The organism is Desulfobulbus rhabdoformis (assembly GCF_016919065.1).
GTDB lineage: Bacteria > Desulfobacterota > Desulfobulbia > Desulfobulbales > Desulfobulbaceae > Desulfobulbus > Desulfobulbus rhabdoformis.
Genome location: NZ_JAFFQA010000056.1, coordinates 1 through 25,657 on the forward strand (window position 1 = coordinate 1; position 25,657 = coordinate 25,657).

Annotated in this window: 26 protein-coding genes and 2 pseudogenes; 16 read left to right on the forward strand and 12 right to left on the reverse strand. The window is 51.1% G+C overall.

Going from position 1 to position 25,657, the window contains the following annotated elements; all coding sequences use genetic code 11:
- Positions 1-38: 38 nt before the first annotated feature.
- Complete coding sequence (locus JWJ90_RS20035; protein ID WP_420828931.1) at positions 39-425, forward strand: VOC family protein; 387 nt, start codon at positions 39-41, stop codon at positions 423-425.
- A 649-nt stretch (positions 426-1,074) separates the two neighbouring features.
- The gene (locus tag JWJ90_RS20040) at positions 1,075-1,704 is read left to right on the forward strand and encodes a hypothetical protein (RefSeq protein WP_205229004.1); all 630 of its coding nucleotides are present in this window, start codon (positions 1,075-1,077) and stop codon (positions 1,702-1,704) included.
- Positions 1,705-1,799: 95 nt separating this feature from the next.
- Here JWJ90_RS20040 and JWJ90_RS20045 read toward each other — a convergent pair whose 3' ends face one another.
- Both JWJ90_RS20045 and JWJ90_RS20050 read right to left on the reverse strand, forming a co-directional pair.
- A complete protein-coding gene (locus JWJ90_RS20045; RefSeq protein WP_205229005.1) occupies positions 1,800-2,582 on the reverse strand; it encodes a carbonic anhydrase in 783 nt (260 codons plus the stop codon).
- Positions 2,583-2,675: 93 nt separating this feature from the next.
- Positions 2,676-3,488, reverse strand: a complete 813-nt coding sequence (locus JWJ90_RS20050) for a DUF362 domain-containing protein (RefSeq protein ID WP_205229006.1) — start codon at positions 3,486-3,488, stop codon at positions 2,676-2,678.
- Between the two features lie 255 nt (positions 3,489-3,743).
- Between JWJ90_RS20050 and JWJ90_RS20055 the strand changes: the two genes are divergently transcribed.
- From JWJ90_RS20055 to JWJ90_RS20065, 3 genes are read left to right on the forward strand one after another with little or no spacing between them, the layout of a single operon-like run.
- Positions 3,744-4,433, forward strand: a complete 690-nt coding sequence (locus JWJ90_RS20055) for an SDR family NAD(P)-dependent oxidoreductase (RefSeq protein WP_205229007.1) — start codon at positions 3,744-3,746, stop codon at positions 4,431-4,433.
- 40 nt (positions 4,434-4,473) lie between these two features.
- The gene (locus JWJ90_RS20060) at positions 4,474-4,842 is read left to right on the forward strand and encodes a cyclophilin-like fold protein (protein ID WP_205229008.1); all 369 of its coding nucleotides are present in this window, start codon (positions 4,474-4,476) and stop codon (positions 4,840-4,842) included.
- A gap of 33 nt (positions 4,843-4,875) precedes the next feature.
- Complete coding sequence (locus JWJ90_RS20065; protein WP_205229009.1) at positions 4,876-5,409, forward strand: flavodoxin family protein; 534 nt, start codon at positions 4,876-4,878, stop codon at positions 5,407-5,409.
- A 33-nt stretch (positions 5,410-5,442) separates the two neighbouring features.
- Here the strand turns inward: JWJ90_RS20065 and JWJ90_RS20070 are convergent, their stop codons facing one another.
- Positions 5,443-5,634: a hypothetical protein gene (locus tag JWJ90_RS20070; RefSeq protein WP_205229010.1), complete on the reverse strand. Its 192-nt coding sequence runs from the start codon at positions 5,632-5,634 to the stop codon at positions 5,443-5,445.
- Between the two features lie 11 nt (positions 5,635-5,645).
- On the opposite strand from JWJ90_RS20070, the gene JWJ90_RS20075 reads away from it, so the two are divergent.
- The 7 genes from JWJ90_RS20075 (at position 5,646) to JWJ90_RS20105 (ending at position 13,058) form a co-directional block, all read left to right on the forward strand.
- On the forward strand, positions 5,646-6,110 hold the full coding sequence (locus JWJ90_RS20075) for a (2Fe-2S)-binding protein (RefSeq protein WP_205229011.1): 465 nt from the start codon (positions 5,646-5,648) through the stop codon (positions 6,108-6,110).
- 3 nt (positions 6,111-6,113) lie between these two features.
- A complete protein-coding gene (locus JWJ90_RS20080; RefSeq protein ID WP_205229012.1) occupies positions 6,114-8,258 on the forward strand; it encodes a xanthine dehydrogenase family protein molybdopterin-binding subunit in 2,145 nt (714 codons plus the stop codon).
- A 341-nt stretch (positions 8,259-8,599) separates the two neighbouring features.
- A complete protein-coding gene (locus tag JWJ90_RS20085) occupies positions 8,600-9,784 on the forward strand; it encodes an NAD(P)-dependent alcohol dehydrogenase (RefSeq protein WP_205229013.1) in 1,185 nt (394 codons plus the stop codon).
- A gap of 248 nt (positions 9,785-10,032) precedes the next feature.
- Complete coding sequence (locus tag JWJ90_RS20090; RefSeq protein ID WP_205229014.1) at positions 10,033-10,530, forward strand: (R)-mandelonitrile lyase; 498 nt, start codon at positions 10,033-10,035, stop codon at positions 10,528-10,530.
- Positions 10,531-10,621: 91 nt separating this feature from the next.
- Positions 10,622-11,275 (forward strand): carboxymuconolactone decarboxylase family protein, encoded by a 654-nt coding sequence (locus JWJ90_RS20095; protein WP_205229015.1) that lies wholly within the window; start codon positions 10,622-10,624, stop codon positions 11,273-11,275.
- Positions 11,276-11,472: 197 nt separating this feature from the next.
- Positions 11,473-12,591, forward strand: a complete 1,119-nt coding sequence (locus tag JWJ90_RS20100) for an MBL fold metallo-hydrolase (protein ID WP_240195067.1) — start codon at positions 11,473-11,475, stop codon at positions 12,589-12,591.
- The gene (locus JWJ90_RS20105; RefSeq protein ID WP_205229016.1) at positions 12,588-13,058 is read left to right on the forward strand and encodes a cyclophilin-like fold protein; all 471 of its coding nucleotides are present in this window, start codon (positions 12,588-12,590) and stop codon (positions 13,056-13,058) included. Before JWJ90_RS20100 ends, JWJ90_RS20105 begins: the two co-directional genes overlap by 4 nt.
- Positions 13,059-13,171: 113 nt before the next feature.
- On the opposite strand, the gene JWJ90_RS20110 is transcribed toward JWJ90_RS20105, so the two are convergent.
- The 5 genes from JWJ90_RS20110 to JWJ90_RS20130 form a co-directional block, all read right to left on the reverse strand.
- Positions 13,172-14,305: a DUF362 domain-containing protein gene (locus JWJ90_RS20110; RefSeq protein ID WP_205229017.1), complete on the reverse strand. Its 1,134-nt coding sequence runs from the start codon at positions 14,303-14,305 to the stop codon at positions 13,172-13,174.
- A gap of 25 nt (positions 14,306-14,330) precedes the next feature.
- Positions 14,331-14,744 carry a cupin domain-containing protein gene (locus JWJ90_RS20115; RefSeq protein ID WP_205229018.1) on the reverse strand — a complete coding sequence of 138 codons (414 nt, stop codon included), beginning with the start codon at positions 14,742-14,744 and terminating at the stop codon, positions 14,331-14,333.
- A gap of 176 nt (positions 14,745-14,920) precedes the next feature.
- A complete protein-coding gene (locus JWJ90_RS20120) occupies positions 14,921-16,087 on the reverse strand; it encodes an iron-containing alcohol dehydrogenase (RefSeq protein ID WP_205229019.1) in 1,167 nt (388 codons plus the stop codon).
- Between the two features lie 428 nt (positions 16,088-16,515).
- Complete coding sequence (locus tag JWJ90_RS20125; protein WP_205229020.1) at positions 16,516-16,935, reverse strand: CpXC domain-containing protein; 420 nt, start codon at positions 16,933-16,935, stop codon at positions 16,516-16,518.
- A gap of 124 nt (positions 16,936-17,059) precedes the next feature.
- Complete coding sequence (locus tag JWJ90_RS20130; RefSeq protein WP_205229021.1) at positions 17,060-18,268, reverse strand: acetamidase/formamidase family protein; 1,209 nt, start codon at positions 18,266-18,268, stop codon at positions 17,060-17,062.
- A 230-nt stretch (positions 18,269-18,498) separates the two neighbouring features.
- Here JWJ90_RS20130 and JWJ90_RS20135 point away from each other — a divergent pair, with 230 nt between their 5' ends.
- Entirely contained in the window at positions 18,499-18,645 is a 147-nt protein-coding gene (locus tag JWJ90_RS20135) for a hypothetical protein (protein WP_205229022.1), read from the forward strand.
- Positions 18,646-18,904: 259 nt separating this feature from the next.
- Positions 18,905-19,330, forward strand: a pseudogene (locus JWJ90_RS20140) (alpha/beta hydrolase); the annotation flags it as partial.
- Between the two features lie 11 nt (positions 19,331-19,341).
- Here the strand turns inward: JWJ90_RS20140 and tnpC are convergent.
- From tnpC to tnpA, 3 genes are all read right to left on the reverse strand, one after another.
- Positions 19,342-20,922, reverse strand: a complete 1,581-nt coding sequence (gene tnpC / locus JWJ90_RS20145; protein WP_205229023.1) for an IS66 family transposase — start codon at positions 20,920-20,922, stop codon at positions 19,342-19,344.
- Positions 20,923-20,984: 62 nt separating this feature from the next.
- Positions 20,985-21,335, reverse strand: a complete 351-nt coding sequence (gene tnpB / locus JWJ90_RS20150; protein ID WP_205229024.1) for an IS66 family insertion sequence element accessory protein TnpB — start codon at positions 21,333-21,335, stop codon at positions 20,985-20,987.
- Complete coding sequence (gene tnpA / locus JWJ90_RS20155; protein WP_205229025.1) at positions 21,332-21,682, reverse strand: IS66 family insertion sequence element accessory protein TnpA; 351 nt, start codon at positions 21,680-21,682, stop codon at positions 21,332-21,334. Before tnpA ends, tnpB begins: the two co-directional genes overlap by 4 nt.
- Before the next feature lie 81 nt (positions 21,683-21,763).
- Between tnpA and JWJ90_RS20160 the strand changes: the two are divergent.
- Positions 21,764-22,297: pseudogene (locus tag JWJ90_RS20160) on the forward strand (alpha/beta hydrolase); the annotation flags it as partial.
- A 136-nt stretch (positions 22,298-22,433) separates the two neighbouring features.
- On the opposite strand, the gene JWJ90_RS20165 reads toward JWJ90_RS20160, so the two are convergent.
- Positions 22,434-24,614: a molybdopterin-containing oxidoreductase family protein gene (locus JWJ90_RS20165; protein ID WP_420828932.1), complete on the reverse strand. Its 2,181-nt coding sequence runs from the start codon at positions 24,612-24,614 to the stop codon at positions 22,434-22,436.
- Between the two features lie 241 nt (positions 24,615-24,855).
- Between JWJ90_RS20165 and JWJ90_RS20170 the strand changes: the two genes are divergently transcribed.
- Positions 24,856-25,494 (forward strand): TetR/AcrR family transcriptional regulator, encoded by a 639-nt coding sequence (locus tag JWJ90_RS20170; protein WP_205229028.1) that lies wholly within the window; start codon positions 24,856-24,858, stop codon positions 25,492-25,494.
- Positions 25,495-25,657: the final 163 nt, after the last annotated feature.

Consider the following 25,657-nt stretch of genomic DNA (forward strand, 5'->3'; position numbering starts at 1 on the left):
TTTGGCATAAAGACCCTCGAAAAATAAGTGCAATACCTGTGGGCACACGCCAAAATCGGCACCGCTCGCGAGCGCCCACCAGGCAAGGCTTTGCGGCTAGGCGTGTTCCACAACCCGTAAACCCAGGTTCAGTTACGTTCGGAGCAGGACGAAAAGCGCTCACATTTGGTAATTCAAAGATCAACCTGCATTCAGAAGATGCTCCAATCGCGCCTCATGCTAAGCATCCGGCTCCAGGATCGGCGGACCTGTGCTTCATTACCTCTGAATCAATCAAGACTGTCATTGATCACCTTCATGATTGTAATGTGCTCATCGAGGCTGGTCCGGTTTCGCGAACTGGTGCACTTGGTCCAATGATATCTGTCTATTTTCGCGATCCCGATGGCAACCTCATTGAAATCTCATTTTACCAACAAGCATGATCGCTGATTTCTTGGGGCGCGAGTTGGAATGGGCGCAACCTCGCCATTTGTAAGCGATCAGGGGACCCCCTGAAAGAACTCGTATTATCGAAACTGTAAGCGGTTACGGGGTGCCGGAGATGCTAGGCGTCGGCCTGTGCAGCGTACGCCTGTACGTAAGCAGGCCGATAACACTGCAGATTCGGTGCCCCGTGATCGCTTACCGCCATTTCACTCCAAGTGGTTCCCGATCCACTTTCAAACTCAACTAACCCTTTGCAATTCCAACGCTCCCTCTTACCCCCATCTAATCCCGATTCTTCCCATTATAATCCTCTCCATAGGTTCTCATATGGTATCACGTGAACAGAACCACCTCCCTGGATAGCTTGCAGACAGGTGCGAAAAAATTTGCGATGGTCTGGAAACCAGTCGTGCAAAGATGATACACTCCGTTACATGCCAAAGAAGACCCGAATCCGTGACGGTTGGAAGATGCTGAATCATGTATCCTGTGACTAAGACAAATATTTTTAATCAGGTACCCTTGTTGTTCAGCTTCACCCACAGCGCCGATGATTGCTCACGGATTCCGGGAAGACTCTGCATTGAATGAAGCCTTCTACATGAATTGTTGCCTGATGGGGATGTCGGAATGAGAAGAGAGGTAGTGTTACGGTGCTTAATTGTTCAGGCCTTTTTTGTTGCGCTGGTTGTCGGCCAGGTTTTTGCCAGATCGGATTGCGAGTGCTACAGAATGGGGCAAAGCTTTGGTGCTACGAAAGAAAAGCACCAACAGTATACCAAGTACGATGTGCCCTCTGGGTGCGGCGGTTACATTGGTTACGGCCAGGCTGATCCATGGGCAGGTGGTTTCTACGATGGCAGAAACGGAAGAAATCAATACAATGACAAGCATCGCTGGTGTGGCAAATCATCTTCAAGAGGCTCAGGATCAGGAGGTGGATTTCTGGACAGCAAGGAGGATCGTGATTTTCTCGATGGCATGATTAAGCAGCATGGCAATTCCCACCATAACTCCTATCCTCTACCTCGACCGCGGCATCGAGATTATCGCTGGGTCGTTGCCGAGCATTATGCGCAGCCAGGTGCCTACAGGCTTCCAAATGGGCGTTGTCCACGTGGTTCCCGGTCGGAAAAAGGCTTCTGTGTTCGCGGTTGCGATAGTGGATTCCACAGCTACACCACCAACCATTCAGCCTTTTGTGTCAGGTGCCCGCGTGGCACGGAAAAAATCTCGCTTGACCATCGAGGCGTACCGATCTGTGGTATGCGGTAACGTACCGACGAATGTTCACGGATCAGGTGCAAGAGAAGGCAGGTCGCATCCCCTGCCTTCTCTTGCAAGAATCATTTAATTCGTCCGCAAGCAACCTACTGTGCCATCGCTTCCATGGCTCTTTGATCATTTTTCTCAACTTTTGTGAGAATATCAATCGTCTTTGCTTCAGGCAGCCATTTGATATGACCGTTTGAGACGTCGTAAACAGCACCGACAACCTTGGCTTTCCCTGCTTTGACAAGGTCGCGGGAAACAGGGCTTTTCATAAACAGATCCTCAATTCCCTGCCAAACATTCTCTTCAATCGCATACGGAATAACCTCAGCACCATGGCTGTTGGGGTTGTCTGCAATTGCTTTTTTTACAGCCGGAATAATGTTGTCAACCAGCGGTGGAATGTTGCGTTCCAGAGGATGCCCATGTCCTTGCACTGCATTGGTCACTGCTGTTACTGCACCGCACTGCGTATGGCCAAGGACAACAAAAACTGGAGTGCGCACATGGGCCAGGCCATATTCAACAGAACCGACCTCGTCGACATCCAACACATTCCCGGCAACACGAATAACGAATAAATCCATCACACCGGCATCAAACAGGATTTCAACCGGAACCCTGGAGTCCGAGCAGGTTATAACGGTTGCATAGGCGTGGTCCCCCTGGTCTTCTTGGCCTGCAAGTGCCAGACGGGCGGCATCAGTATGAGGATGTATAGAGTGGCCGTTGACAAAACGTTCATTCCCAGCCTTCAGCATGGCTATCGCTTCATCAGGACTTGGCTTCACTGCTTTACTTTCGCTGGCAAAGGCTCCACCGGTGGTGAGGACGAAAAGACAACTGATAGCCACGACAGATTTGACAATGGATTCTCTCAATGTTCTACCTCCTTTAAAGATGACCTGATTCAGGACGAGTTGCTCGGCAATGTATTGTATACAAGCCGAAAGGATTCTTTTTTCTTCTCAGAATTAAACCTGCACAACGGCAAAGGATGCTGCGTCGCCCAGGATTTTATGATTCAGGCAAATATGACCAATCCGTTGCCAATCTTTTCCCAAAAGCTTCGCGCCGTAACTGTCAACGGCCACCGGGTCGGTGGAGGAGGCGAGTAACCCCACGGGGGGATCGCAGTGTCTGCCCCAGAGGTGGGACTCTGGCATGCCGATAGAGCAGTCCATAAGGGTTAAATCGGGTGTGCGATAGCGGTTGAGTTCGGCCACGGCCAGATCAATATCGGTGTGCATCGCCGATTTACCCCAGCCGCTTCCCCGTTGGTAATGGGATGGAGGCAACACACCCATCATGTTTTTCATACTCAGGGTCACTCCGGCCAGAGTGTGGGCCTTGAGTACAGGCACGGAGAGCAGAAACACCTCATCTAAAAGGGCTGGGGAATAGAGTTCGGGGAGACGGGTACAGTCAGTTCGCTCCCTGCGTATCAGTGTTTCGTTGTTTAAGTCAATCAATGGGACCGAGTGCCTGGCGGCCATCCTGGTGTAGCCCAGGGTATCAAAGCAGTGAGAGGTATCGTAGGTAGTCGATCCGGTTCCTTCACCAATAGAGATCTTGCATTCGGGGACCAGGTTCTGCAGGTTCACGACTATCGCCTCAACCAGCGTAACCGGAGTTGTAACCGGAGGTGGATCGGTATTGACCAGGTTGGGCTTGATCAGGATATGGTTGAAACCGTGAACCAGACAATGGATTGTAACGGCCCTGAGTAATCGTTCAACACCGGCCAGGATATCGTCTGAAGAGGTCGTATAAACTTTGGATTGCATAAACCTGAAATTTGTATCCGAATCCGTGAGCAGTCATCCAGCGTCACAAATCCAGGTTGTATTGATCATTACATAGATGAGAGAATTTTACCTTTTGTGCTGCTGAATACGAAGCGTAATGTGGCCGTGGTGTTCGTTTTTTTGTCGGAGAATTAGGCAAGGGATAGGGAGGATCAGGTATTCTCATGATGTTGAGAGTGGGGTAGTTTTAACCCTGAAGCGGAGAGTTTGGTCAGAAAAGCACGAGGGGGCTCCATGAAAAAAACGGTTTTGGTGACCGGTGCAAATCGAGGCATAGGTCTGGCTACAGCAGAACTGCTCGGGCAACATGGGTATCGGGTCGTGCTCGGGGTACGTGCTCTGCAAGCGGGAGAAGATATCGCAAACAGGATGTGCCAAAAAGGTTTTGATGTTCTAGCACTACCCATTGACCTGGAAAACAAGGCCTTACTGGACCAGAGTCTGGAAGAATTGTCCAGGAGGAACTTGCCGATTGATGGCCTGATCAACAACGCCGGTGTGCTTGATGAGATTCCATTGCTGCAACTCTCTCAGGTGCAGATCGATGCCTGCATTGCCGCACACCTGACTGGACCTCTACATCTTATTCAAGCCTTGGCACCATCCATGATTGCGCGTGGCTATGGGCGGATTGTCAATGTCTCTTCAAATTGGGGCTCCTTTGCTGAAGGCATGGGAGGTCCTGGTCTGTATGGAGTGACCAAGGCCGCACTGAATGCTCTGACCGTCCGCCTGGCCAAAGAACTCCCTGCAACTGTTAAAGTGAATGCCATGTGCCCTGGCTGGGTACGAACGCGGATGAGTAATTTCCAGGGAACCCTTTCCCCGGAGCAGGCGGCAGAAAACGCGTTCTGGTTGGCGACACTTCCCGAAGACGGCCCCACCGGTGGTTTTTTTCAAAATCGTCGTCCCCTTCAATGGTGAAATTACCCAAGAAAGACAAAAAATATTACTGGAAGTATGTATGCAATTTACTGAAATTACCCTGACTGTTGGACAAACCCATATTCCCGCAACCCTAAATGGGGGCCGGGCGGCCAAAGATCTTATCAGCATGTTACCCTACACGGTGCAACTGCATAAATATGTCCACGATTACTGCGGAGTGATGGGGAAGGCCCTGGAGTATGCACCTGAAGATCTGGGCAATGGCTGGAAAAACGGCGACATCTCCTTTGCTGCAGACGGAAATTATTTTGCCATTCTCTATAAAGACGAAGAAATTTCCGCCCAATACGGCAATCTGGTCAACCTGGGAAAAATTTCGGTTGATCCATCAATTATGGATACGCTTGATGATGCGATTTCAGTGCGTATTGAGCTGAAGGATTAAGCAAATACTTCCTCTCTTGAAAATGGAAAAATTATGAACAAAAATATACTTATTCTCTCGGCAAGCCCTCGAAAGGGCGGCAACTCCGATCAGCTCTGTGATGCTTTTTTGCGGGGTGCGACAGAAGCTGGTCATGCTGTGGAAAAGATTCGATTGGCGGAACAATCCATCAATTATTGTACCGGTTGTTGCAGTTGTATAGGCAATCCCGGCGCCTGCGTCCAAGCCGACGACATGAATGATATCCTGGGCAAGATGCGGTCTGCAGACATCCTGGTCTTTGCCACGCCGGTCTACTTCCGTGCCATGAATGGGCAAATGAAAACCTTTATTGATCGCACCTGTCCGATCTACACCATGCTGGGCAATAAAGAGGTGTATTTCATTATTGCTGCGGCCGGAGGCTCTTTGCCGGTGGAAAGTACAGTCGCAAGTTTTCGTACCTTTACCGGCTGCCTGAGCAACATCAAGGAAAGAGGGGTGATTTCCGTGACCGGTCTCTGGGAACCTGGCGTAAAGGGAACCCGTGTCATGGACGAGGCATTTACAGCAGGCAAAAACGCCTGAGATCATCCAACTCTTAACCTTCAGCGAAAATTTTTACCTGGCGCCGCCTGAATTGATGAGAAAGTCAAATATAAAAAGTTTCTTGAGTAATAAGCTGATTTTTGTTTCGCTACTAATTGTTGTTGCATGCAAATTTTGCCGCACCTCCTTCATGGAGATGGCAGTGGATTGATCAATCAAACTGAATCCGTGACGGCGGATGCTCACGGATTCAGGAATCAACATAAGGAGGCTCCATGTTTTCCCTGACTGTAAACGGTGAGAAGCGAGAGATTGAAGCCGCTGCGGATACCCCGTTGTTGTGGGTTTTGCGGGATACACTTGGCATTACCAGTGTCAAGTATACCTGCGGTGTTGGCGAGTGCGGCATGTGCACGGTGCTCATGAATGGAACCGCTCAACGTTCCTGCGTGATAACGTTGGAAGAATCTGCAGGAAGTTCGATCACAACCATTGAAGGGTTGCCCGATGAGCATCCCATCAAGCAGGCCTGGATCGAACATCAGGTCCCCCAATGCGGCTATTGCCAGCCGGGTATTATGCTTCAAGCCGTTGATTTTCTAACCAGAGTCCCGAACCCCACAGAAACTCAGATCAATCAGGCCATGGATGATGTCATCTGCCGTTGTGGATCGCATGCGCGTATGAAGGTGGCGCTCAAAGACGCGGTAAATACGCTCAACCAGAAGCAGGGAGGCTGAACCATGAAAACCGACATGACGCGCCGCTCCTTTCTCAAGAAAACCAGCCTTGTCATTGCCGCCACTGCCGTAGGTGAATCAACGGAATTTGCCAATCTCTCCCATGCCAGGCAGGAAAACTCGCCACATTTCAAGCCACATGCCTTTGTCGAGATAGCCCCCGATGCAACCATCACGATCTGGGTCGGGCAAACCAATTTGGGGCAGGGGACGCATACCGGCCTGGCAATGGTTATCACCGATGAGCTTGACGGTGCCTGGGACAAGGTCGAGGTAAAAATGGCCCTGGCTGCAGAGCCGTTTAAGGATCCTCTCTGGCATGCGCAGGTCACCGGTGGCTCCAGTAGTTTTCGCAATCGTTGGGATCTCATTCGCAGTGCCGGTGCAGCCGCACGCCAGATGCTGTGCGAGGCTGCGGCCAGTACCTGGAAGATCTCACCTGCGCTGTGCACCACCAAAGAGAGCCGGGTTTTGAACCCCAATGGCGAAAGCCTTGGCTATGGCGAGCTTGTTTCCTTGGCGGCAAAACTTCCGGTGCCTGAGAAGCCTTCCCTGAAAAAAGGCGAGCAGTACACGATTATCGGTACCTCCAGGCCTCGTTTTGATATACCCGATAAAGTCCAGGGGAAAGCCGTCTACGGTATGGATTTTTCCCTGCCGAATATGTGTGTCGCCATGATTGCCCGGGCACCTCGTTACGGGGCCACTTTGGAATCCTATGATGCCGATGCCGCCGGGAAGATCAATGGGGTTATCAAGGTGATGCCCCTTGGTAACCGTATCGCCGTTTGCGCGGAAAATACCTATGCCGCCTTGCAAGGACGAGAGGCTCTTAGGACACAGTGGTCGGTGGGATCGCATCCTGAATTGAACACTGCCTGGATTGAAGCGCAGCTTACAAAAAATCTTGATGTCCCCGGAGTGGAGGCCAAAAACAGCGGAGATGCAGCTCGTGCGATCTCCGAAGCTGATCAGGGCCTGAGCCAAACCTACCAGCTGCCCTATCTCTCCCATGCTCAGGTGGAACCCCTCAACTGTACCGCCCATGTGGAGCGGGGGCGTTGCCGTATCTGGATACCCACCCAGGGGCAGACGCATACGCAAAAGACAGCCGTACATCTGACCGGACTCCCGGAAGAGAAGGTTGAGGTCATGACCCTGCCCGCTGGTGGAGGGTTTGGCCTGCGAGGCGAACAGGACGAGGTAATCGATGCGGTGTTGCTCTCCAAGGCTCTGCATCGCCCGGTCAAGGTGGTTTGCAGTCGTGAAGATGAATTTATCCATGGTTGTTTCAGGCCAGCCAATCACTCGCGCGTAGAGGCAGGCTTGAATAAGCAGGGGCAAATTATCGGCTGGAAACATAAGGTGAGCGCACCCTCGGTGATGTCTCGCCTCATGCCCCATGCGGTGAAAAACGGGCTTGATCCGGATGCGGTCAACGGGCTGGTGGATATGGTCTATACCCTGGACAACCACGCAGTTGAGTATGTTATGGCCAAGCTGCCTGTTCCTGTAGGGTGGTGGCGCTCTGTGGGCTACTCGACCAATACCTTTGTGGTGGAGTCGTTCATGGATGAGTTGGCTCAGGCGGCTGGCAAAGATCCGGTAGCCTTTCGCCTTGAACATATGGAAAAAGCTGGACGGGCGGCCGGAGTCCTGACCCTGCTCGCCAATAAAACGGGGTGGGGGCAACCTGTACCCCAGGGAAGAGCCAGAGGCGTTGCCGTTGCCCACTGTTTTGAATCCTTTGCCGCCCATATGGCCGAGGTCTCGGTGGATAAGCAGGGCAAGGTCACCGTGCACAAAGTGGTCTGCGCCCTTGATTGCGGCACCGCCATCTTTCCCGACGCGATCAGGATACAGGCCGAGGCCGGTGTGATCATGGCCCTGAGTACGGCATTTCATGAAAAAATGCATTTCGATCAAGGCGGAGTTGCCACCAGCAACTACTCGGACTACCCGTTGTTGAGTATGTCGGAGGTGCCGGAGATCGAGGTGCATATCGCCCACAACTATCTCAAGGCCGGTGGAGTAGGGGAGCCTGTCTTTCCTTCTGTGGCTCCAGCGGTGGCAAACGCCATTTTTAGTGCAACAGGGGTGCGTTTGCGGGAGCTGCCTTTTCGCCGTGAGCAGCTGGTGAAGAGCTAATCTCCGTTTCTGACAGGTGTGGCATTCCCAGAGTCTGTCGCTACTAAAAAATAGGTTCTCTCTCATTGTTCGTAACATGCCGATAAAATGTACTTTAATCGGCATGCCACAAATAACGAAGCTGATATACCGATGAATGCTCACGGATTCAGGTCAACCGTACCACCTTAGAGAATCAGGCAAAAATTCTGGAGAATCATGTCAATAACGATGAGGTGCCTTGCTTATATTTTTTAGTCAGTCGAGCAGCAGAGCCCCAACGTCACGTTGCTGGGTATTGTTCGTTCTAAGGAAAGATGGTCTGCCCCCTGGACATGGATTCCAAACAAGAGGAGATGGATATGCAGGACAATGAGAAACAATTCACTCGAAGAGAAGTCTTACAGCATTCAGCAGCAGTGGGAGCCGGCATAGCTTTGCTGCAGCCAGCAGAACTTTTGGCGCAGGTGCAACAGGCAGAAGGAGGCTCCATGAATATCCCAACAAGAGGGTATGCGGCCAGAGATGCCTCGGGATTTCTCTCCCCGTGGGAGTTCGAACGTCGTTCTGTGGGGGATAGCGACATCCTCATTGAGATTAAATATGCAAGTATCTGTCACTCGGATATCCATCAACTCAGAGGGGATTGGGGAAAACAACAGTATCCTCAGGTTCCGGGGCACGAGATTGTGGGTATTGTAGCGGCTGTCGGCAAAAACGTGACCAAGTTCAAGGTCGGCGATCGGGCCGGTGTCGGCTGCATGGTCAACAGCTGTATGACCTGCCACAGCTGCACCCATGGTGAAGAGCAGTTCTGCGACAACCATGAAACCGTCTTCACCTACGGGTACCCGGAACAATCTTCGCCCACTGGTATCTCCCAGGGAGGCTACTCCACCAATATAGTGGTTCGGGATCACTTTGCAGTACATATCCCCGACAACATCAGTTTACAGGAAGCGGCTCCGCTCCTCTGCGCGGGTATCACCACCTACTCGCCGATTATGAAGGCTGAAATTAAAAAGGGCGACAAAGTGGGCGTTGCCGGAATCGGCGGTCTTGGCCATATGGCCGTGAAACTCGCAGTGTCAAAAGGGGCGGAGGTCTATGCTTTTACAACCTCTCCCGGTAAGGCTCAGGACATAATGGGGTTTGGTGCCAAAGAAGTTATTGTCGTCGATGATCTGTCAAAGCTGGCTCCCTACAAAGGACTGCTTGATTACATGATTTCCACTATTCCGGTGCAATTTGATCTGGCTGCCTACGCCTCGGTGGTGAAACCCAATGGTTTTTTTACCCAGGTGGGGATGCCCAAAGGTTTTGAAGTGACATTGAGCAATATCGGACTGGCAATTTCGCGGGTCAACTTTAACGCCTCTCTTATTGGCGGGATACCCGAGACTCAGGAAGTGGTTAGCTACTGTGCCGACAACAAGGTGCTGCCCCAAATTCAGATTATTAAAGCAGAGCAGGTCAATGAGGCTTGGGATAAAGTTGTCAAGAAGGAAGCTCGATATCGGTATGTAATCGATGCTTTGACTATTTAAAGGGTGTCTTGAATAATTAGATTTTTCAATCAAGGCCAGATAAGCGCAGACTTCGAGGATTGCGCAAAATTTTACCGCAGGCATATAGCCGATATTCCGAGGATAAAATTTTAAGCATGACGCCGGGATTGGCAGAAAAAGCAATTATTCAAGATTCCCTAAAGCTATTAACCGCTTGCACCAATACAATGAAACGCAGTTGCACGAACAATATCTGTCCGCCACTACGTAATTCAGGAGTCATTCCCATGAAGTTGTACTCAGTTCTTACAGCGCTTGCGCTTGGATGTCTGCTTACCGCCAATGCTCAGGCTGGTGAGGCCCCGCAAGAAGAGACCAAAGATGCCCAGGTCTTCTATAAAGAGGGGACCCAGAAAACCTTTAAAGGACCAGCCAATCTCTTTACCGGTGATGTCGATGTGCAGATGCTCTTCCCGGGCAATGAGACTGCGCACTATTCAGGGGCTTATGTGACCTTCCAACCAGGGGCGCGGACCAACTGGCATTATCACCCGGCTGGCCAGCACATGGTGGTCACCTCAGGTGTCGGCTTGACTGGGACCCGGGATGGCAAGATCCTCTCGTTCAAAGCAGGCGAAGCTATCTGGTGCCCCCCCGATGTTGATCACTGGCACGGCGCCACTCCGGACGCTCCCATGACCCACTTGGTGATCACCGGCAGCTTAGAGGGGAAAAACGTCATCTGGAAAGAAAAGGTCACTGACGACCAATATCTTGGAAAATAAGGAGCCTCCCATGAAAGCAACTGTTCTGTTCCTGTTTTGTCTGTTCGGTCTTTTGCTTCCAGGCGTATCTTTGAGTTCAGAGGAAAAGAGTATGAAAGAAACAAGTGCATTGAGTGAATCTCAACAGGCCTTGATTCCCATAGCCGCCTTTACCGCAAGCGGTGAGTTGGAGCGGCTGAAACCTGCCCTGATCCAGGGGCTGGAAGCAGGCCTCACAGTTAATGAAATCAAAGAGAGTCTGGTACAGCTTTATGCCTACACCGGCTTTCCCCGCAGCCTGAACGCGATTCATGCCTTTATGGCCTTGCTCGATGAGCGAAAGGCCCAGGGCATTGAAGATGTACTCGGTAAAGAGGCCAGCCCCATTCCTGCGGATCTGGACAAAGACGCCTATGGCGCTCAGGTGCGGGCAAAACTCTCCGGCATGGAAAAAGATTACAGCGGCGCTCCCTACCAGCTCTTTGCCCCGGTTATCGACACCTTTCTCAAAGAGCACCTTTTTGCCGATATTTTCGTTCGTGATGTCCTTACCCACGAGCAGCGGGAACTGGTGACTATTGCCGCCCTGGCCAACCTCTCCGGTGCTGGCGGGCAGCTCCGTTACCATTTTGGTGGCGCTCTTAACAGTGGACTCACAGAACCCCAGGCGCATAATTTTATTGATGTTCTGGCTACTCAGGTAGGGAAAGAGCAAGCCAAAAACGCGGATGCGATTTTGACAGAGGTTTTGAGCGGGCGGAAATAAAACGTCTGTATTTTTTTGCCAATGATGACGTAAGCGATCAGGGGGACCCCTTGAAAGAACTCGTATTATCGAAACTGTAAGCGGTTACGGGGTGCCGGAGATGCTAGGCGTCGGCCTGTGCAGCGTACGCCTGTACGTAAGCAGGCCGATAACACTGCAGATTCGGTGCCCCGTGATCGCTTACATGATGACCTGTCATGAAGAAGCGAGCAGTGAGCGTTGCCATTGCATTGACAATGGTCGCACTGGGATGTGGTCTGGGAGCGATAATGGTGCTGAAACAGCCTCAGTTTGGCGCACTGCCTCAGGGGAGGTATTTGGAGCGGATACAACGCTCTGCCAACTATTACGGGAACGAGTTTCGTAATCCCCTTGAGACACCGCTCTTTGCAGATGGGGTGACCATGTTTTCCGTGCTCTGGGGAAATCTTTTTGCAAAAAAAGAGCGACTGGTACCGGAGCATCCCCTGCCTGCACAAAAGGTATCCCTGCACACCATGGGGGCCGAGCCTGATCTTTTGATCTGGCTGGGACATTCCTCCTGGTATCTTCAGCTCGAAGGAAAACGCATCCTGATCGATCCGGTGTTGAGTCCGTATGGAGCGCCTTTTTCCTTCATGAACAAAGCATTTGCCGGAACCTCGCCCTATAGTGTTGAGGATATGCCTGCCATTGATTATCTGCTTCTCTCCCATGATCATTACGATCACCTGGATTATGCGACGCTGAAGGCGCTGCAGCCCAAAGTCGGCATGGTGATATGCCCCTTGGGGGTGGGGACCTCTCTTCTTGCATGGGGATACGGGCAAGACCAGATAGAGGAAGGGGACTGGGCAGATCAGTTTCAGCTTGGGAATGGGCTTACCCTCCATATCTTACCGGCTCGGCATTACTCGGGTCGGATGATGGTAAAGAACAAAACCCTCTGGGCTGGTTTTGCGCTGGTGACTCCCACGCGACGCCTGTTCTATAGCGGAGACAGTGGCTATGGGCCGCATTTTGCCCAGATTGGCCAGGCATTCAAGGGCTTTGATCTGGTGCTGCTTGATTGTGGTCAGTACGATTCGCGCTGGCCACTTATTCACATGACACCGGAAGAGGCTGTCCGGGCGGCGCAGGATTTGGGTGCGGCAGCTCTGATTCCAGCGCATGTGGGGCGCTTCACCATTGCCAATCATCCTTGGGATGAACCTTTTGAACGCGTTCTCGCCGCAAGCAAAGACAGTGGTCTTGTACTCAAGACACCGCAGATAGGCGAACCCCTGGACCTGGATGTGTCAGGTGAGCCTTTTACCCCGTGGTGGAGACTCCAATGAAAGCAAGATATTTGGTTGTTTTCTTCGTGGTTTTGGTCAGCTGCCCAATGTTTGCCACTGAGCGGCAGGTTACAGAGAATAAAGGAAATGGGAAAGGAAAGAGAATAGATATGTTTATCCAGGCTGTCACAGCAGAGAAGAAAGTCACCCTCTTTAAACTTAACAACAGCACTGCTGCCAAAGAACTCTACGCGCAACTGCCCCTGACGATCAAGGTAGAAGACTACGCCAGTAAAGAAAAGATATTCTACCCACCCAAAAAATTGGGAACGGGCAACACCCCACTGGCTGATGCCAAAGCAGGAACTCTGGCCTATTTTGCCCCTTGGGGAGATGTGGTGATGTTTTACAAGCCGTTTGGATCGTATAAGGGATTGTACGAGCTCGGGGAGGCGGTCTCAGGCGAGGACTTTATCAGCCAAATGTCAGGGAACATACAGCTTGAAAAAATCGATTCTGTGGATTGAGTAACGTCTCTTAAAATTGGTCGAGAATACAAAGGGCGTGGAAAGAGATTTTCACGCCCTTTGTTGGTCTTGAGTAAGGTAGCCCTGGGGAGCTGAAGGGAACTGCACCTCCCTTACTTGGTTACGATAAGTTCGTACTCCCGCGTACCCAATCCGATTTTTTCAGCCTGCTCCAGACAGCTGCGCCACTCTGATTCCGGTCTGGAGTTGGTGAAATGGTCATGGTGATTGATAAAGTCAGGCTTTGCCATATTGTCAGCCAACTGGCTTCCTGGCAACGGTTTTGCCTTGAGACAGGCGTCGACGCAGGCCTGGTCGAGGGCCAACGGGTCGGTGGAGGCAAACATGCCCAGGTTGGGAAGAATGGGCACATCGTTTTCTCCGTGGCAGTCACAGTTGGGCGAGACATCGACAACCAGTGAAATATGGAAGCAGGGACGTCCGTCAACCACTGCTTTGGTGTACTCGGCCATACGCCGGCTCAAGAGTTCAACTGCAGCAAAGTCTGCAAACTCAATCGCGTCGAAATTGCATGCGCCCAGGCATCGTCCGCAACCAACGCAGTTCTCCTTGTTGACCCGCATCTTTTTGGCGGCCTCATCAAAGACAAGCCCATTGTTGGCGCATTCTTTAAAACAGACATAACAACCACGGCATTTGTCTTCATGAATCGTGGGGGTGCCGCCGCTGTGCTGTTCCGCCTTGCCCGCCCGTGAGCCACAGCCCATGCCGATATTTTTGATGGCACCACCAAAGCCTGTCATCTCGTGACCTTTGAAGTGGGTCAAGCTGATGAAAACGTCCGCGTCCATCACGGCGCGACCAATCTTGGCCGACTTGATATACTCGCCCCCGACGACCGGGACCTCGATATCATCGGTTCCCTTGAGGCCATCGCCGATGAGAATGGGGCAGCCAACGGTTAAGGCGGTGAAGCCATTTTCCCAGGCGCACTCCAGGTGCTCCAGAGCGTTTTTTCTGCTTCCCGGATACATGGTATTGCAGTCGGTAAGAAAGGGTTTGCCACCCAGCTCCTTGACCACGTCCGCAACCGCCCTTGCGTAGTTGGGGCGCAGGTAACTGATATTGCCCAGCTCGCCAAAATGCAGCTTGATGGCAACAAATTTTTCTTCCAGGTTCAACTGGGCAAGACCAGCTTTTTTTATCAGTTTTTTAAGTTTCGTTGGAAGGCCGTCACCAAAAGCCTTGGTTCTGAAATCGGTAAAATAAACTTTCGCCTTGTCCATTATCTTGGCTCCAAATACCTAAAGGTTAGGGCAGTTTGGCGTAGTCTTCCTGGGCAACTGGCTCCAGCCACTCGTTGGAACCATTCTCTCCGGGAACCTCCACCGCGATATGGACAAACCAGCTGTCCTTTGCTGCGCCATGCCAGTGTTTGACACCTGCGGGAATGACGACCACATCCCCGGCGTGCAGTTCCTGCGCCTCCTTGCCAAACTCCTGGTAATAGCCACGGCCACCGGTGACCAGAAGAATCTGGCCACCACCCTTGTCCGCATTATGGACATGCCAGTTGTTGATGCAGCCAGGCTCAAAGGTGACGTTGGCGGTGACGACTCCATCCAGGCTCAGCATGTTGAGATAGCTGGTGCCAGAAAAATATTTTCCGTAGGGGTTCACTTCCCCCCTGTCAAAGATCACGCTGTTTTCCAAATTGGTTTCCATCTGTTACTCCTAATGGATATGCTTTTGAGTGCTTGTTGTTCCAGGAGCAGGGAGAATAGACCTGAATCCGTGAGGATTTATCGATATGTTGTTCAGTGACCACCCGCCATCACGGATTCAGGATAGATTCATTGCCCTGGAAAAGTGCAATAATTCTTACTCTGGAGAAATCCGGGTTAGAAGCACTCTTGTAAAATTTCAAGAACCTCGTTGCTGCTCAACTTTTTATAACCACCTTCTAACAGAAAGCTCGATTCAGCGATTTTGGGCAACATCTCTTCAGTGGCCCCGAGTTCTTTGAGAGAGGTGACGATGCCGCACTCTGTGCAGAATGCTTCCAGGGCATCGATACCTGCCTGCGCTAACTCCTCTGTGGTTTTTCCTTCAGCTGCAATATTCCAGACGACCATTGCAAAACGAGCAAATTTTTCAATGCCATGGGGCATGATGTGGCGGTAGTAGGGCAGCGAAATTGCAGCCAGCCCCATACCATGGGCACAATCGGTATAGGCGCCCAACTGATGCTCAATCATGTGGACCTCCCAGTCCTGGCTCTTGGAGAGTCCGGTGACGGTATTCAGTGCCATGGTCGCATTCCACATGATATTTGAGCGGGACTCGTAGTCTTCGGGATTTTTTAAAGCAACGCGCAGGTTGTCAATGGAAGAGCGGAGTAAGGCTTCAATAAGGTAATCGGTGGTGTTGTTATCACTGCCGGAGAAATACTGCTCCATCAGGTGCGACATGGTATCAAAGACACCGCTCACCATCTGATACTGGGAAACAGTATAGGTGTATTCCGGATTGAGGATGGAGAATTTGGGGTAGACCTCAGGCGGAAACACTCGACCACCCTTGATTTTCATTTCTTCATGGGTGATGACCGAGCCACCGTTCATTTCCGAACCAGTCCCGGCCATGGTAAGGATGGAGGCCACTGAGACTATTTTGTTGGCCGGAGGCTGAAAATCGAGCCAGTATTTTTTAAACGGTTCTTCCTCGCAGTAGGCGGATACGGCGATTCCCTTGGCACAGTCAATAACAGAGCCACCGCCCACCGCCAGGATCAGATCGACCTCATGTTTGCGCACCAACGCACAGCCTTCCAGCATTTTACTGTAGGTGGGGTTGGGCATGACCCCGGAAAGCTCGACAACCGTTTTGTCAGCCTCCCTCAAGATGTCAAGAACCTGATCATAGAGCCCATTTTTCTTGATAGCGCTCTTGCCATAGACCAGCAACACCGTTTTGCCATAGTTGGCCAGCTCTGCGCCTAAATGCTGTAATGACTCTTTGCCAAAATGGATTCTGGTCGGATTGTAATAGGAAAAATCAAGCAACATGGGAACGTCTCCTCGTTTTGAATGAGACCTGAATTCGTGCCAGCGGGTGTAGCTGAACAATGCATCCTCTGACTATATAAAATTATTAAAGAAAATGCCATTTATTCAGCTGCATCCGCTGCCCCTTGGAGGGACCTCCAGGAGCACGCCACTGCGTTGTTTGTGACAAGCCGATACAGTGTACTTGAGTCGACATGCCACAAACGATGAAACTGGCGCACCGATGAGTGCTCACGGGGTTCAGGTGAAAGTGTGGGTTATTTGCATCTTCCAATACTATACATTCGTCATCGCTGATTCGTTTGAATGATACTTCGCAAGTCTTGCCTAATTCTCCAGAATTATAGTTTTCGCAGAGGGGGAGGAAAAAAAAATTTTTGTGGAATAAAACAACAGTTGCGGAAAAAGCCGGCACTTGTTGTCTTTTTTCAGACAATTTCGGTTGAGGCGGATAAAGATGCCAGTTCCGGGTCTTGACTAAACAGCAGGGCGAGAAGCTCTTGAATGCCGTAGACCGTATGCTTTGTGTAGGTAGACAGATCGGTTATGTAGTGATTTTCGATGAATTTGTGTTCTGCGATAGCCTGTTGCGCATCCTCTGTCTGCAACTCCCGGTCGGCCCGTTTGCACACCCAGATCCACAGCTTGTTGGTTTCATCCCGGTAGATAAAGCGATTTTCAACGTAGGTCTCTTGGTGGCAGGTCGGGCATTTGACCAGATTGAACCTGCCTTGGAGGAGAAGGGCTTTCACTTCAGGATCATACTCGGTAAAGACATACTCAAAGAGGTTCTCAGTGAAGATTGTACCGCATCCACAGGTGATTTCGTAGGGTATTTGTAAGGCCATTTTTGTCATTCCTTGGCTCCCCACAATGGGGATATGATTACTTTACGGAGGCAAAGAGCAGGGTGAGAGCGCCCGATGATGCGCCGCGGAGGTTCGTCATCGGGCGTATTTCATTTTGGACTCTTTATGCCTGATCCTGAATCAAGAGTTGGTTCCGCTCTTTGTATTGCTCCCCAACAAAACAGCTTTTGGGGATCATGGCGTGGATGCCAAGGGTATAGTCAACAAGCTGGGTAACCTGTAAATCAACGGCCTGGCTGCAGAAAGCGTATGCTTCCAGTTCAGGGAGACCATAGTATTTATGGAGAAAGTTGATGGATTGCTTGGTCGCCATCTGGCAGGACTTGTAGAGATCGGTATGAAAGCCCATCATGATCCAATGGGTTGGGCTGGAGGCCATGGGGAAGTCGATCAGTTTGCCCAGATCCTTGCGTACGGTGATCCGTAGGGTGATGCTTTTGAAGGCTCCCTCGAGCGCGTTCAGGTTAACCTCGCCATTGCCTTGTGCAAAGTGGGAGTCACCGGTTTTCAGGCCCGCTCCCTTGACGTTGACAGGGAGGTAGAGGGCTGTGCCGCTCACCAGTTCCTTGTTGTCCATGTTGCCTCCGTGTTTTCCAGGAGGCACATTGCTCCACATCCCTTTTTCACCTAATTCCACACCAATGGTTCCGGGGAAGGGTTTGACCGGAATTTCGATTCCCGGCAGAAACTCAAAATTCATTTTTTCCCGGTTGACCGAGTACCAGCGAACTTTTCCTTCCGGGTAGTCGTCCGCCAGCAAGCCCAGCTTTAAAAAGTCCGTATTGGGGTTGAGGTTAAACCCGTACTGGCCCGGATCGATGTTGAGGATTTCAACCTGCAGCATGTCGCCTGGTTCTGCATCTTCTACGTAAATGGGGCCGGTGAGATGATGGTGGCCAGCGCCTTTCTTTTTCTTTTCTGCCCCGGTGTTTTCGTCAGGGTAAAAACAGGCCTCCGAGGTATCCTTCATGACCTCCTTGTACCATGTGGTCCAGTCGTTGATGTCGGCTCCGGGAATCATCTTTCCCATCAAATGCGTGCCGGTTTCAATATGCACAACTTCCCCTGAGTTCATGGTCAGAACGGGTTTTGTGGAATTGTCCCAATAACCATGGGTGGAGGTCATCTCATTGCAGCCGAGAATGTGAACCTTGCCCCCCATATCCATGCGTTTTGTTTCTACAGCTTTTGCCTCACTCATAGGATACTGCCCCATCGCCAGTGCTGCGCCAACTGCACCGGTGTATTGGATGAATTTGCGACGATCAAGATTCACTTGATCTTTTGCCTGGTCTTCGCTTGCTGACTTCATGGGATTACTCCTCAATTCTTAAAATATACAATGTAGGGCTTCATATGACCACTGCAGTCGTCCTCTTGCAGACTTCTTGGGACTAGGCAAACGATATGCCACAGGGGGGATTTTTTTTAAGTGGCTAATTGTGGGCTTGAAATAGGTTCTTCCGAAGGAGGGTATCGTTGAAGTCCTTTAAACATATTTGTAAATGTTTTCTGTGTTTTTGCAACAACTATGTGTCTTGAATGAAAAATATGATTTTTTGGGGGGATGGTGTGATGCATCCTTGGGTGCTGGGTATCGGGTATTTGTTGCCTGATTGGAGAGGAGGCTCAAAAAAAATCCTCATAGGGGCTGGTCTTGAGAAGAGGAAATTAAAATTGGAGCTTTAATGGGATGAGATTTTGAAGGATAGCCGGAGAAGATCTTGTCTCCCCTTGATAAGAGGGGTGATGGTGCATGGTTTTGGAGGATTAGGCAACTATTGTGGAGGATTGTTTGAATAGTCTAAAACGTTGTCGCTTATAGTTCAGTCATGACAAAAATTGTTTTTGAACGGCAGGCCGGGATTATTGTTATGTGGCTCTCTAAAAGTTGAGGTGGCGCATGTCTTCCGTTCATTCCAACGATTCTCCAACAAAGGAAACTGCTATGTGGGATAAAATTTTTGCTCAAAGTGATACGGTCGAAGTTGAGCGAGTCGGCTACCAAAACAGGTATGGTGTCAGAGTCTCTGCTGATCTGTATCTACCTAAGGCTCTGGACTCCACAAAAAAATATCCAGCTCTGGTAGTGGGGACTCCCTATGGGGGCGTAAAAGAGCAGGGCGCCGGTTTGTATGCCCAAACCATGGCTGAAAGAGGATTTGTGGCTCTTGCCTTTGATGAATCTTTCAATGGAACCAGCGGGGGAGAGCCTCGGCGCACCTCCTCTCCGGAAATTTTTACGGAAGATTTCAGTGCGGGCGTCGATTTTCTTGGAACCCGCCCCTATGTGGACAGAAACAAAATCGGGGTCATCGGTATTTGTGGCAGCGGAGCTTTTTCGCTCAAGGCGGCACAGGTGGACCAGCGAATCGTAAGCGCTAATCAAACCCCACTCACCACATCGCCCAAGGCTAAATTTTCCGATTTTACCCTCATGGGCAACAGTGCGTCGTAATCTTCCTGGCTTTCCGCAAAGGGGAGTTTCTCAAACAGATAGCGCAGATAGTGGTACGGCTCCAGTTTGTTCGCCTTGGCCGACTCGATCAGGCTGTATATATCGGCGCTGGCTTTTGCTCCTCTAGGAGTTCCTGAAAAGAGCCAGTTTTTTCTCCCGACCACAAATGGCCTAATGGCATTTTCTGCACTGTTATTGTCTGGAGTCATTTCCGGGTGATCAAGATACACCAGGAGTCGTTTCCATTGTTTGAGGGTGTAGTGTACAGCAATTCCCATCAGGCTTCTTGGGGTCACGCGCCCGGCTTTTTCCTGGAGCCAGAGATACAATTCGTCAAGAATAGGTCTCTCCTGTTCGTTGCGCACGCTCACCAGCTCATCCGGAGTCAACTGATCCTCTTTTGCCTTGGCTTCAATCTTATAGATCTCCTTCATATACTGCAATGCGACATGGGCGCTGCCACGCTTGCCCTTGCCTAACCCCTTGGCGGCTTCGTCAAATTTACGGCGAGCATGCGCCAGGCAGGCCGCATGTTTCACCCCTGTCGTCTTATCAAGGAAATCATAACCAGCATAGCCATCAGTCTGGACCACGCCTGCGTACCCCTGGCTCAATTCTTGAGCGACATCTCCCGAGCGGGTCGGCGAATAACGATACAACACCCCCTCTTTCCCAGGCAGGCCTCCACGGCAAACCCACATGTAGGATTTTGTTGTTGGAGCACGGCCAGGTTCATTGAGAACTTGCACTGATGTTTCATCCATGCAGAGCAACGGGCCGGATCGGATTTCTCTATGCAGCAACTCTAGCACTGGTTGACAGACCTCAGACGCATGTATGGCCCAGTTGCACATGGTTGCTCGGTTTACCTCAGCTCCAAGCCGGATAAATTGCTTTTCCTGGCGATAAAAGGGAAGTGCATCACAAAACTTAGCGGTCAAAATGTGCGCCAGAAGCCCTGCTGTAGCGATGCCTTTGGGAATGATTTGCATGGGAGGTGGTGCGATCTTTACCGTTGCGCCTTTTGTTTCCAGACCTTCACAGTGGCGGCAGGCATATTTAGGGCGGATATGGCAGATAACTCGGATAACAGCAGGGATAATGTCGAGTTTCTCGCTCACTTCCTCGCCGATCCTGCTTAAGTGGTGGCCGCAGCCACAGATTTTCTCGCTTTCGTCAATATCATGGACAACTTCAACCCGTGGCAAATCTTCGGATAGAGTTTTTCTTCCACGTTTCTGTCGCTGATGCGCATCTATCGTAACAGTTTCCTTTTCCGGTTCTATATCCGCCGGTTCAGGCATATCAAACAGCGGCAATTGTGGGTTCTGACCGTTGGCAGCATACTTTTCGCTCTTTTTACCGAACAACTTGGCGTACAGCAAGCGCACCCGCTCACGTAACAGATCGTTTTCTTTAAGATAACGACTCTGCTCAATCGCCATATCGGCGATGATTTCTTTAAGCTGGTCCAGGTTATCTGGCAATGAGGTCATATCCACTTTCATGAGCTCATATTACCACAAAGAATCCAAGATTACACCTGCAAAATCAACAAGATAAATCTTTTTCAGGATACCGTTTCAAAGATCAAGGGCCGATGCGCCTGCTGGAGATCAAGGCCATGCAGAAGCCAGCTCAAAGCAGAGCTGCTGACTTCCATGACCTCCTGTTCACTATCCGGCCAGCGGAAATAATCCGCCTCCAGACGTTTCATCCATACGCAGAAACCGTTTACATCCCAGTAGAGAATTTTCACCAGATCGCGTCGCCGGTTGCAAAAGGCAAAGAGATTTCCCGTAAACAGATCGAGCTCAAATTGTTCTTCGACAAGCATCGACAGGCCGTTGATCGATTTACGCATATCGGTTGCACCAACGGCCAGGTACACATTGACGTTCTCCAGTTTGCTCCGGATCATACTTGCTCCAGAGTACGGACAAGTTCCTGAAGCGTCGCAGGGGAGAACTTGTTGTGAATCTCAATAACAAATCGATTGCCAGCGAGGTGCAGCCGAAAAGGTTGTTCATCCTTTCGGGGATCTGGTGTTTGGCGCAGCGAAGCAACTGCCAGTGGATAGAAGCAGGGCTTGTCAGCTGCTCCACTCTTCTGCTTAAGTTTGCGCCGCCAGTAACCAAAGGTGGCCACCGCCAGGTTATTATTGCGGCAATAAACCTGCTGGCTGAGGCGGGATGCTTCCCAACCCGCGATATGCGTTTGCCAGAAATTTAGTTTTGAGTCCCCGTCCCTTGTGTAGCTGTTGTCCATGATTGCCTCCTTTGAAAGTTTTGGCAAACATGACCATGTTTTTAGGTGGCTAAAAAGAAGGGGTTCATTGGGCGCTTACAGCGAATCAAGGCTGTGGCCACGGCCAGTATGTATGATATGAGCCGGGTCACCAGGAACGGCTGGATGGACAGCCTGACCGACGAGGAGCGCACCAAGATGCTGGTTGAGCTTGGCGAACAGCGCTGGAAGGATTTTGAATTGGGTCCCAATGAGATCGCGGCAGGGTTTCCGAGTGAGCCCCAGGAGTCCGTGCCGGAAGAGCTTGACCCCATAACCGCTGAATTTTTCGAGTTTTATGCCATGAAGCGGGGCTTCCATGCCAATGCGCCAGCGGCTTTCACCCTGACCAGCGCCATGGCCTTTATGAATTTTCCGCTGTTAAACTATATTGAAACCATAGCGCCGCGGCCGGTTCTCTTTATCATCGGAGCGGAAGCACATTCCCGCTATTTTTCTGAGGATGCTTACGCCATGGCCGCAGAGCCTAAAGAGCTTTTCATTGTTCCTGGGGCGCGTCATATCGATCTCTATGACCGCACCGATATGATCCCCTTTGATAAGCTGGAAGCCTTTTTTAGCGAGAATCTGAAGTAACGGAGAGGAGTTTCAAGAAAGAGGCACGAAAATCAGTAAAATGTACGTTCTGTCGGGGGCATGGCCCACTCCTACAAGTCCTTCGATAACCGAGGATCTGTAGGAGTGGGCCATGCCCGCGACAAATTTTGGGAAGTTATTCTTTATCCAGCCGACAGAGCAACGCAGAATGCGGCCAGCTGCCGATTTCCGGGCTGCAAAATTCCGGATCATCCGGGCAGAGCATATTGGCGTTTGATTCAAAGACGCCAAAGAGTTCCGGCAGCTTGGGTTCGCGTTCCGGGAACCACCAGGAATGCTGGACATCGATCATGGTGGGGTGCATGGCTTCCGAGAGTTTGACCCGTTGACGTATGGATCCCAGGGGGGTGGAGATGACAGCCCAATCACCTTCCGCAAGCCCAAGCTCTTCTGCAGTCTCCGGGTGAACCGAGACCAGAGGGTCAGGCATTTTCTTTCTGGCTGATTCGATCTGCCGCTGCTCGGAATGATACATGGGCATGTAGCGACTGCCGGTGATCAGGATCAAGGGGTACTCTTGGGCTAGATCCGGGCTGGATACCGGGCTCCAAACCGGTTCTTTATACTGAGGCAGTGGATCGGCGCCGAGATCCTCAAAGATGGAAGATTTGAGTTCCACCTTGCCCGAGGGGGTTCCAAAGCCGTGCTGTTCGTAGCGGCGATATTCCATCTCGCCAAAGATACCGTACTGTTCCGCGAGTTTGCTGAAATTCAGTCCAACCGGTTCCAGACAGTAGTCGTAAACCTCTTCAATGGTTTTCCAGGGCCAATCCCTCTCCTGCCCCAGGCGCATGCCCAGTCCCCGATAAAAATCATAACTGTTGCGTCGCTCATAAAGCGGATCAATTCCCTGCGGGCAGGCCATACAGAATCTGTTGGTCAGCCAAAGCTCCGAGGTTTCCACGGTTGAGGCCGCTGGAAAGACGTAATCGGCCATAGCTGCTGAAGGCGTCATGTAGTATTCAACAACCACATAGAGTTCAAGTTTTTTGAGCGCCTCAAAGACACGTTTGGTGTTGGGCAGAGCCAGAAGGGGGTTATTGGCTAAGGTGATCGCAGCGGTGACCGGGTACGGCTTGCCGGTGATGATGGCCTCCATAACCTCTCTGGCATGGGCCAGGTTGGAGTGCCATGCCTCGGGAGGCGCCATGTAGCCTTCGGGTAATTGTTGATTGGCCGCTGTGTTCTTTTCCCAACCCGGATACCCAAAAAAAGGGTACATATCCGCTCCCAGCTGTTTTCCCTTCTGCTCCTGAGGCATGCGATCGTTGAGCTCCAGATGCACCCAGTCGTGGATTTTTCCAATATCTCCCGCTTGGGTAAAGACTTCGCCCCCAGGGATCTCAAGGTTGCCGGTGATGGCCCGCAGAATGGCCCGGCCTCGAGCACATTGGGTGGAGTTGACTCCCTGCTTGTCCAACCCTAAGCCAAAGGGGATGACCGCTGGCGAACTGGTGGCGTACATGCGTGCGCCCTGGACAATGAGCTCCTCTGGAATGGAGGTAATTTCGGCAACCTTTGCCGGAGTGTACGACTCCACCGCTTCTTCGAGTTCTGCAAACCCCACGGTATAACGGCTGACAAAGTCCTGATCATAGAGTTGTTCTTTGATGATCAACCGAATCCAGCCTAGCATCAGGGCCAGGTCGGTGCCGGGGCGGATCTGGAGCCAGATGTCCGCTTTTTCTGCTTCCCGGGTTTTGCGTGGGTCGACAACAATCAGTTTTGCCCCATTTTTTCTGGCCCCAATGATCTGTGGGGAAAGAATATTCGGGTTGGACTGGGAGGCATTGCAGCCCCAGAGGACAATGCAGTTCGCTGCCGGTACCTCGCTGCCCATGATCATGCCGCCATAGGTGGCATATTCTGTGGCGTAGCTCGGGCACATGCAGATAGTGTTGACGCCGCAGGTGTTGGGTGAGCCAAAGAGGTTGAAAAATCTCCGGCAGTCCCAGTGGTAGGTCCGTTTGGTTCCATGGGTGAAGGCCAGGGTCTCTGCTCCGTGCTTGTCACGCAGTCGGGCCAACTTCTCAGCAACCTCGTCCAGGGCCTGATCCCAGCTGATTTGCTGCCACTGGCCTGCCCCCTTTTCTCCGACCCGCTTGAGTGGATAATTCAATCTCTGTGGGTGGTAGAGATGCTCCAGCATCAAGCGTCCACGTTGACAGAGTGCCCCTCGGGAGATGGGGTGTTTAGGGTCTCCACTGATCTTGACGACCTGATCACCTTCGTAGTGGAGAAGGGTGCCGCATCTCGGATGGCACAGACCGCAATAACTCCTGCGAATGTTCTTCATCTGTTCTGCCTCTGGAAAAGAAGGTTTGTTGTTGCCCTGATTAAAGGGGACGAACGAGTTGGAAATAATTACTGGTTGCATTTGCATTGTATTTCGTCCTGTGCAGCATTGTCTACGCAGAAACGAAATCTTTTCATACTGGGTGTTGTATGATAAAATTAACCGTGAGTCAAATTAAAATAGACTGATGGTCGAAAAACAAAATGAATGTATTTTAGATTCCCCGTAAATTCAGGAAACTATGACCACATCGACAGAAAAAAAACAGATGAAGATTCTCTGTACCCGTAAAGTAGGGGCGCCTGCTGGCCCCAGGCAGGCGGATAATAGACGTGCTGCGTTGATTAAGGCTGCAGAAAAACTGTTCGTAGAAAAAGGGGTCGAAGCCACCACGATGAATGATATCGCGCAGGTCGCTGGCTTTGCCAAGGGGACGCTGTATCACTATTTCAAAAATAAGGCCGAGCTTCTCCAGGTTTTGCGGGAGAAATTTGAAGAGGAGGTGATGGTCTCCATACGTGCGCTGGATGCGGCCTGCCAACCCGACGACTGGCATGGGCGCATCAGGGCCTGGATTGAAGGAGCAAGCAAAACCTATTTTGAGATGAATGCGCTCCATGATGTTGTCATCTATGGCACAAACCTTCCCTTCCGGTATGCGATGGCCGACGCTCAGATCACCAAATACCTTGCCGAGATAGTTCGTGAGGGGAACCAAAGTGGAGCCTGGCAGGTTGACGATGCCCAGTGGAGCGCCGTGATCATGTTTTATAGCTTTCGTGGGGGATGCGATGAGGCGATTATGGGAGCACAGCGTCCGGAAGATATACCGCGTAAACTCTATGAGGTGTTTATGGGGATATTGGGCGTCTGCCTGTGAGTGTGCACCGAATCTTCAACAAGAGGGTGTCTTGAATAATTTCTTCTGGGTAAACCCCCGGCTTTGCCGGGGGACTCACAAAGTTTGACGGATCCTGCAAAATAAAGAAGCCTCCAATTTCGTGGACCGCTCAAAGTCACGAAAAAGGAGGCTTCATGAACGA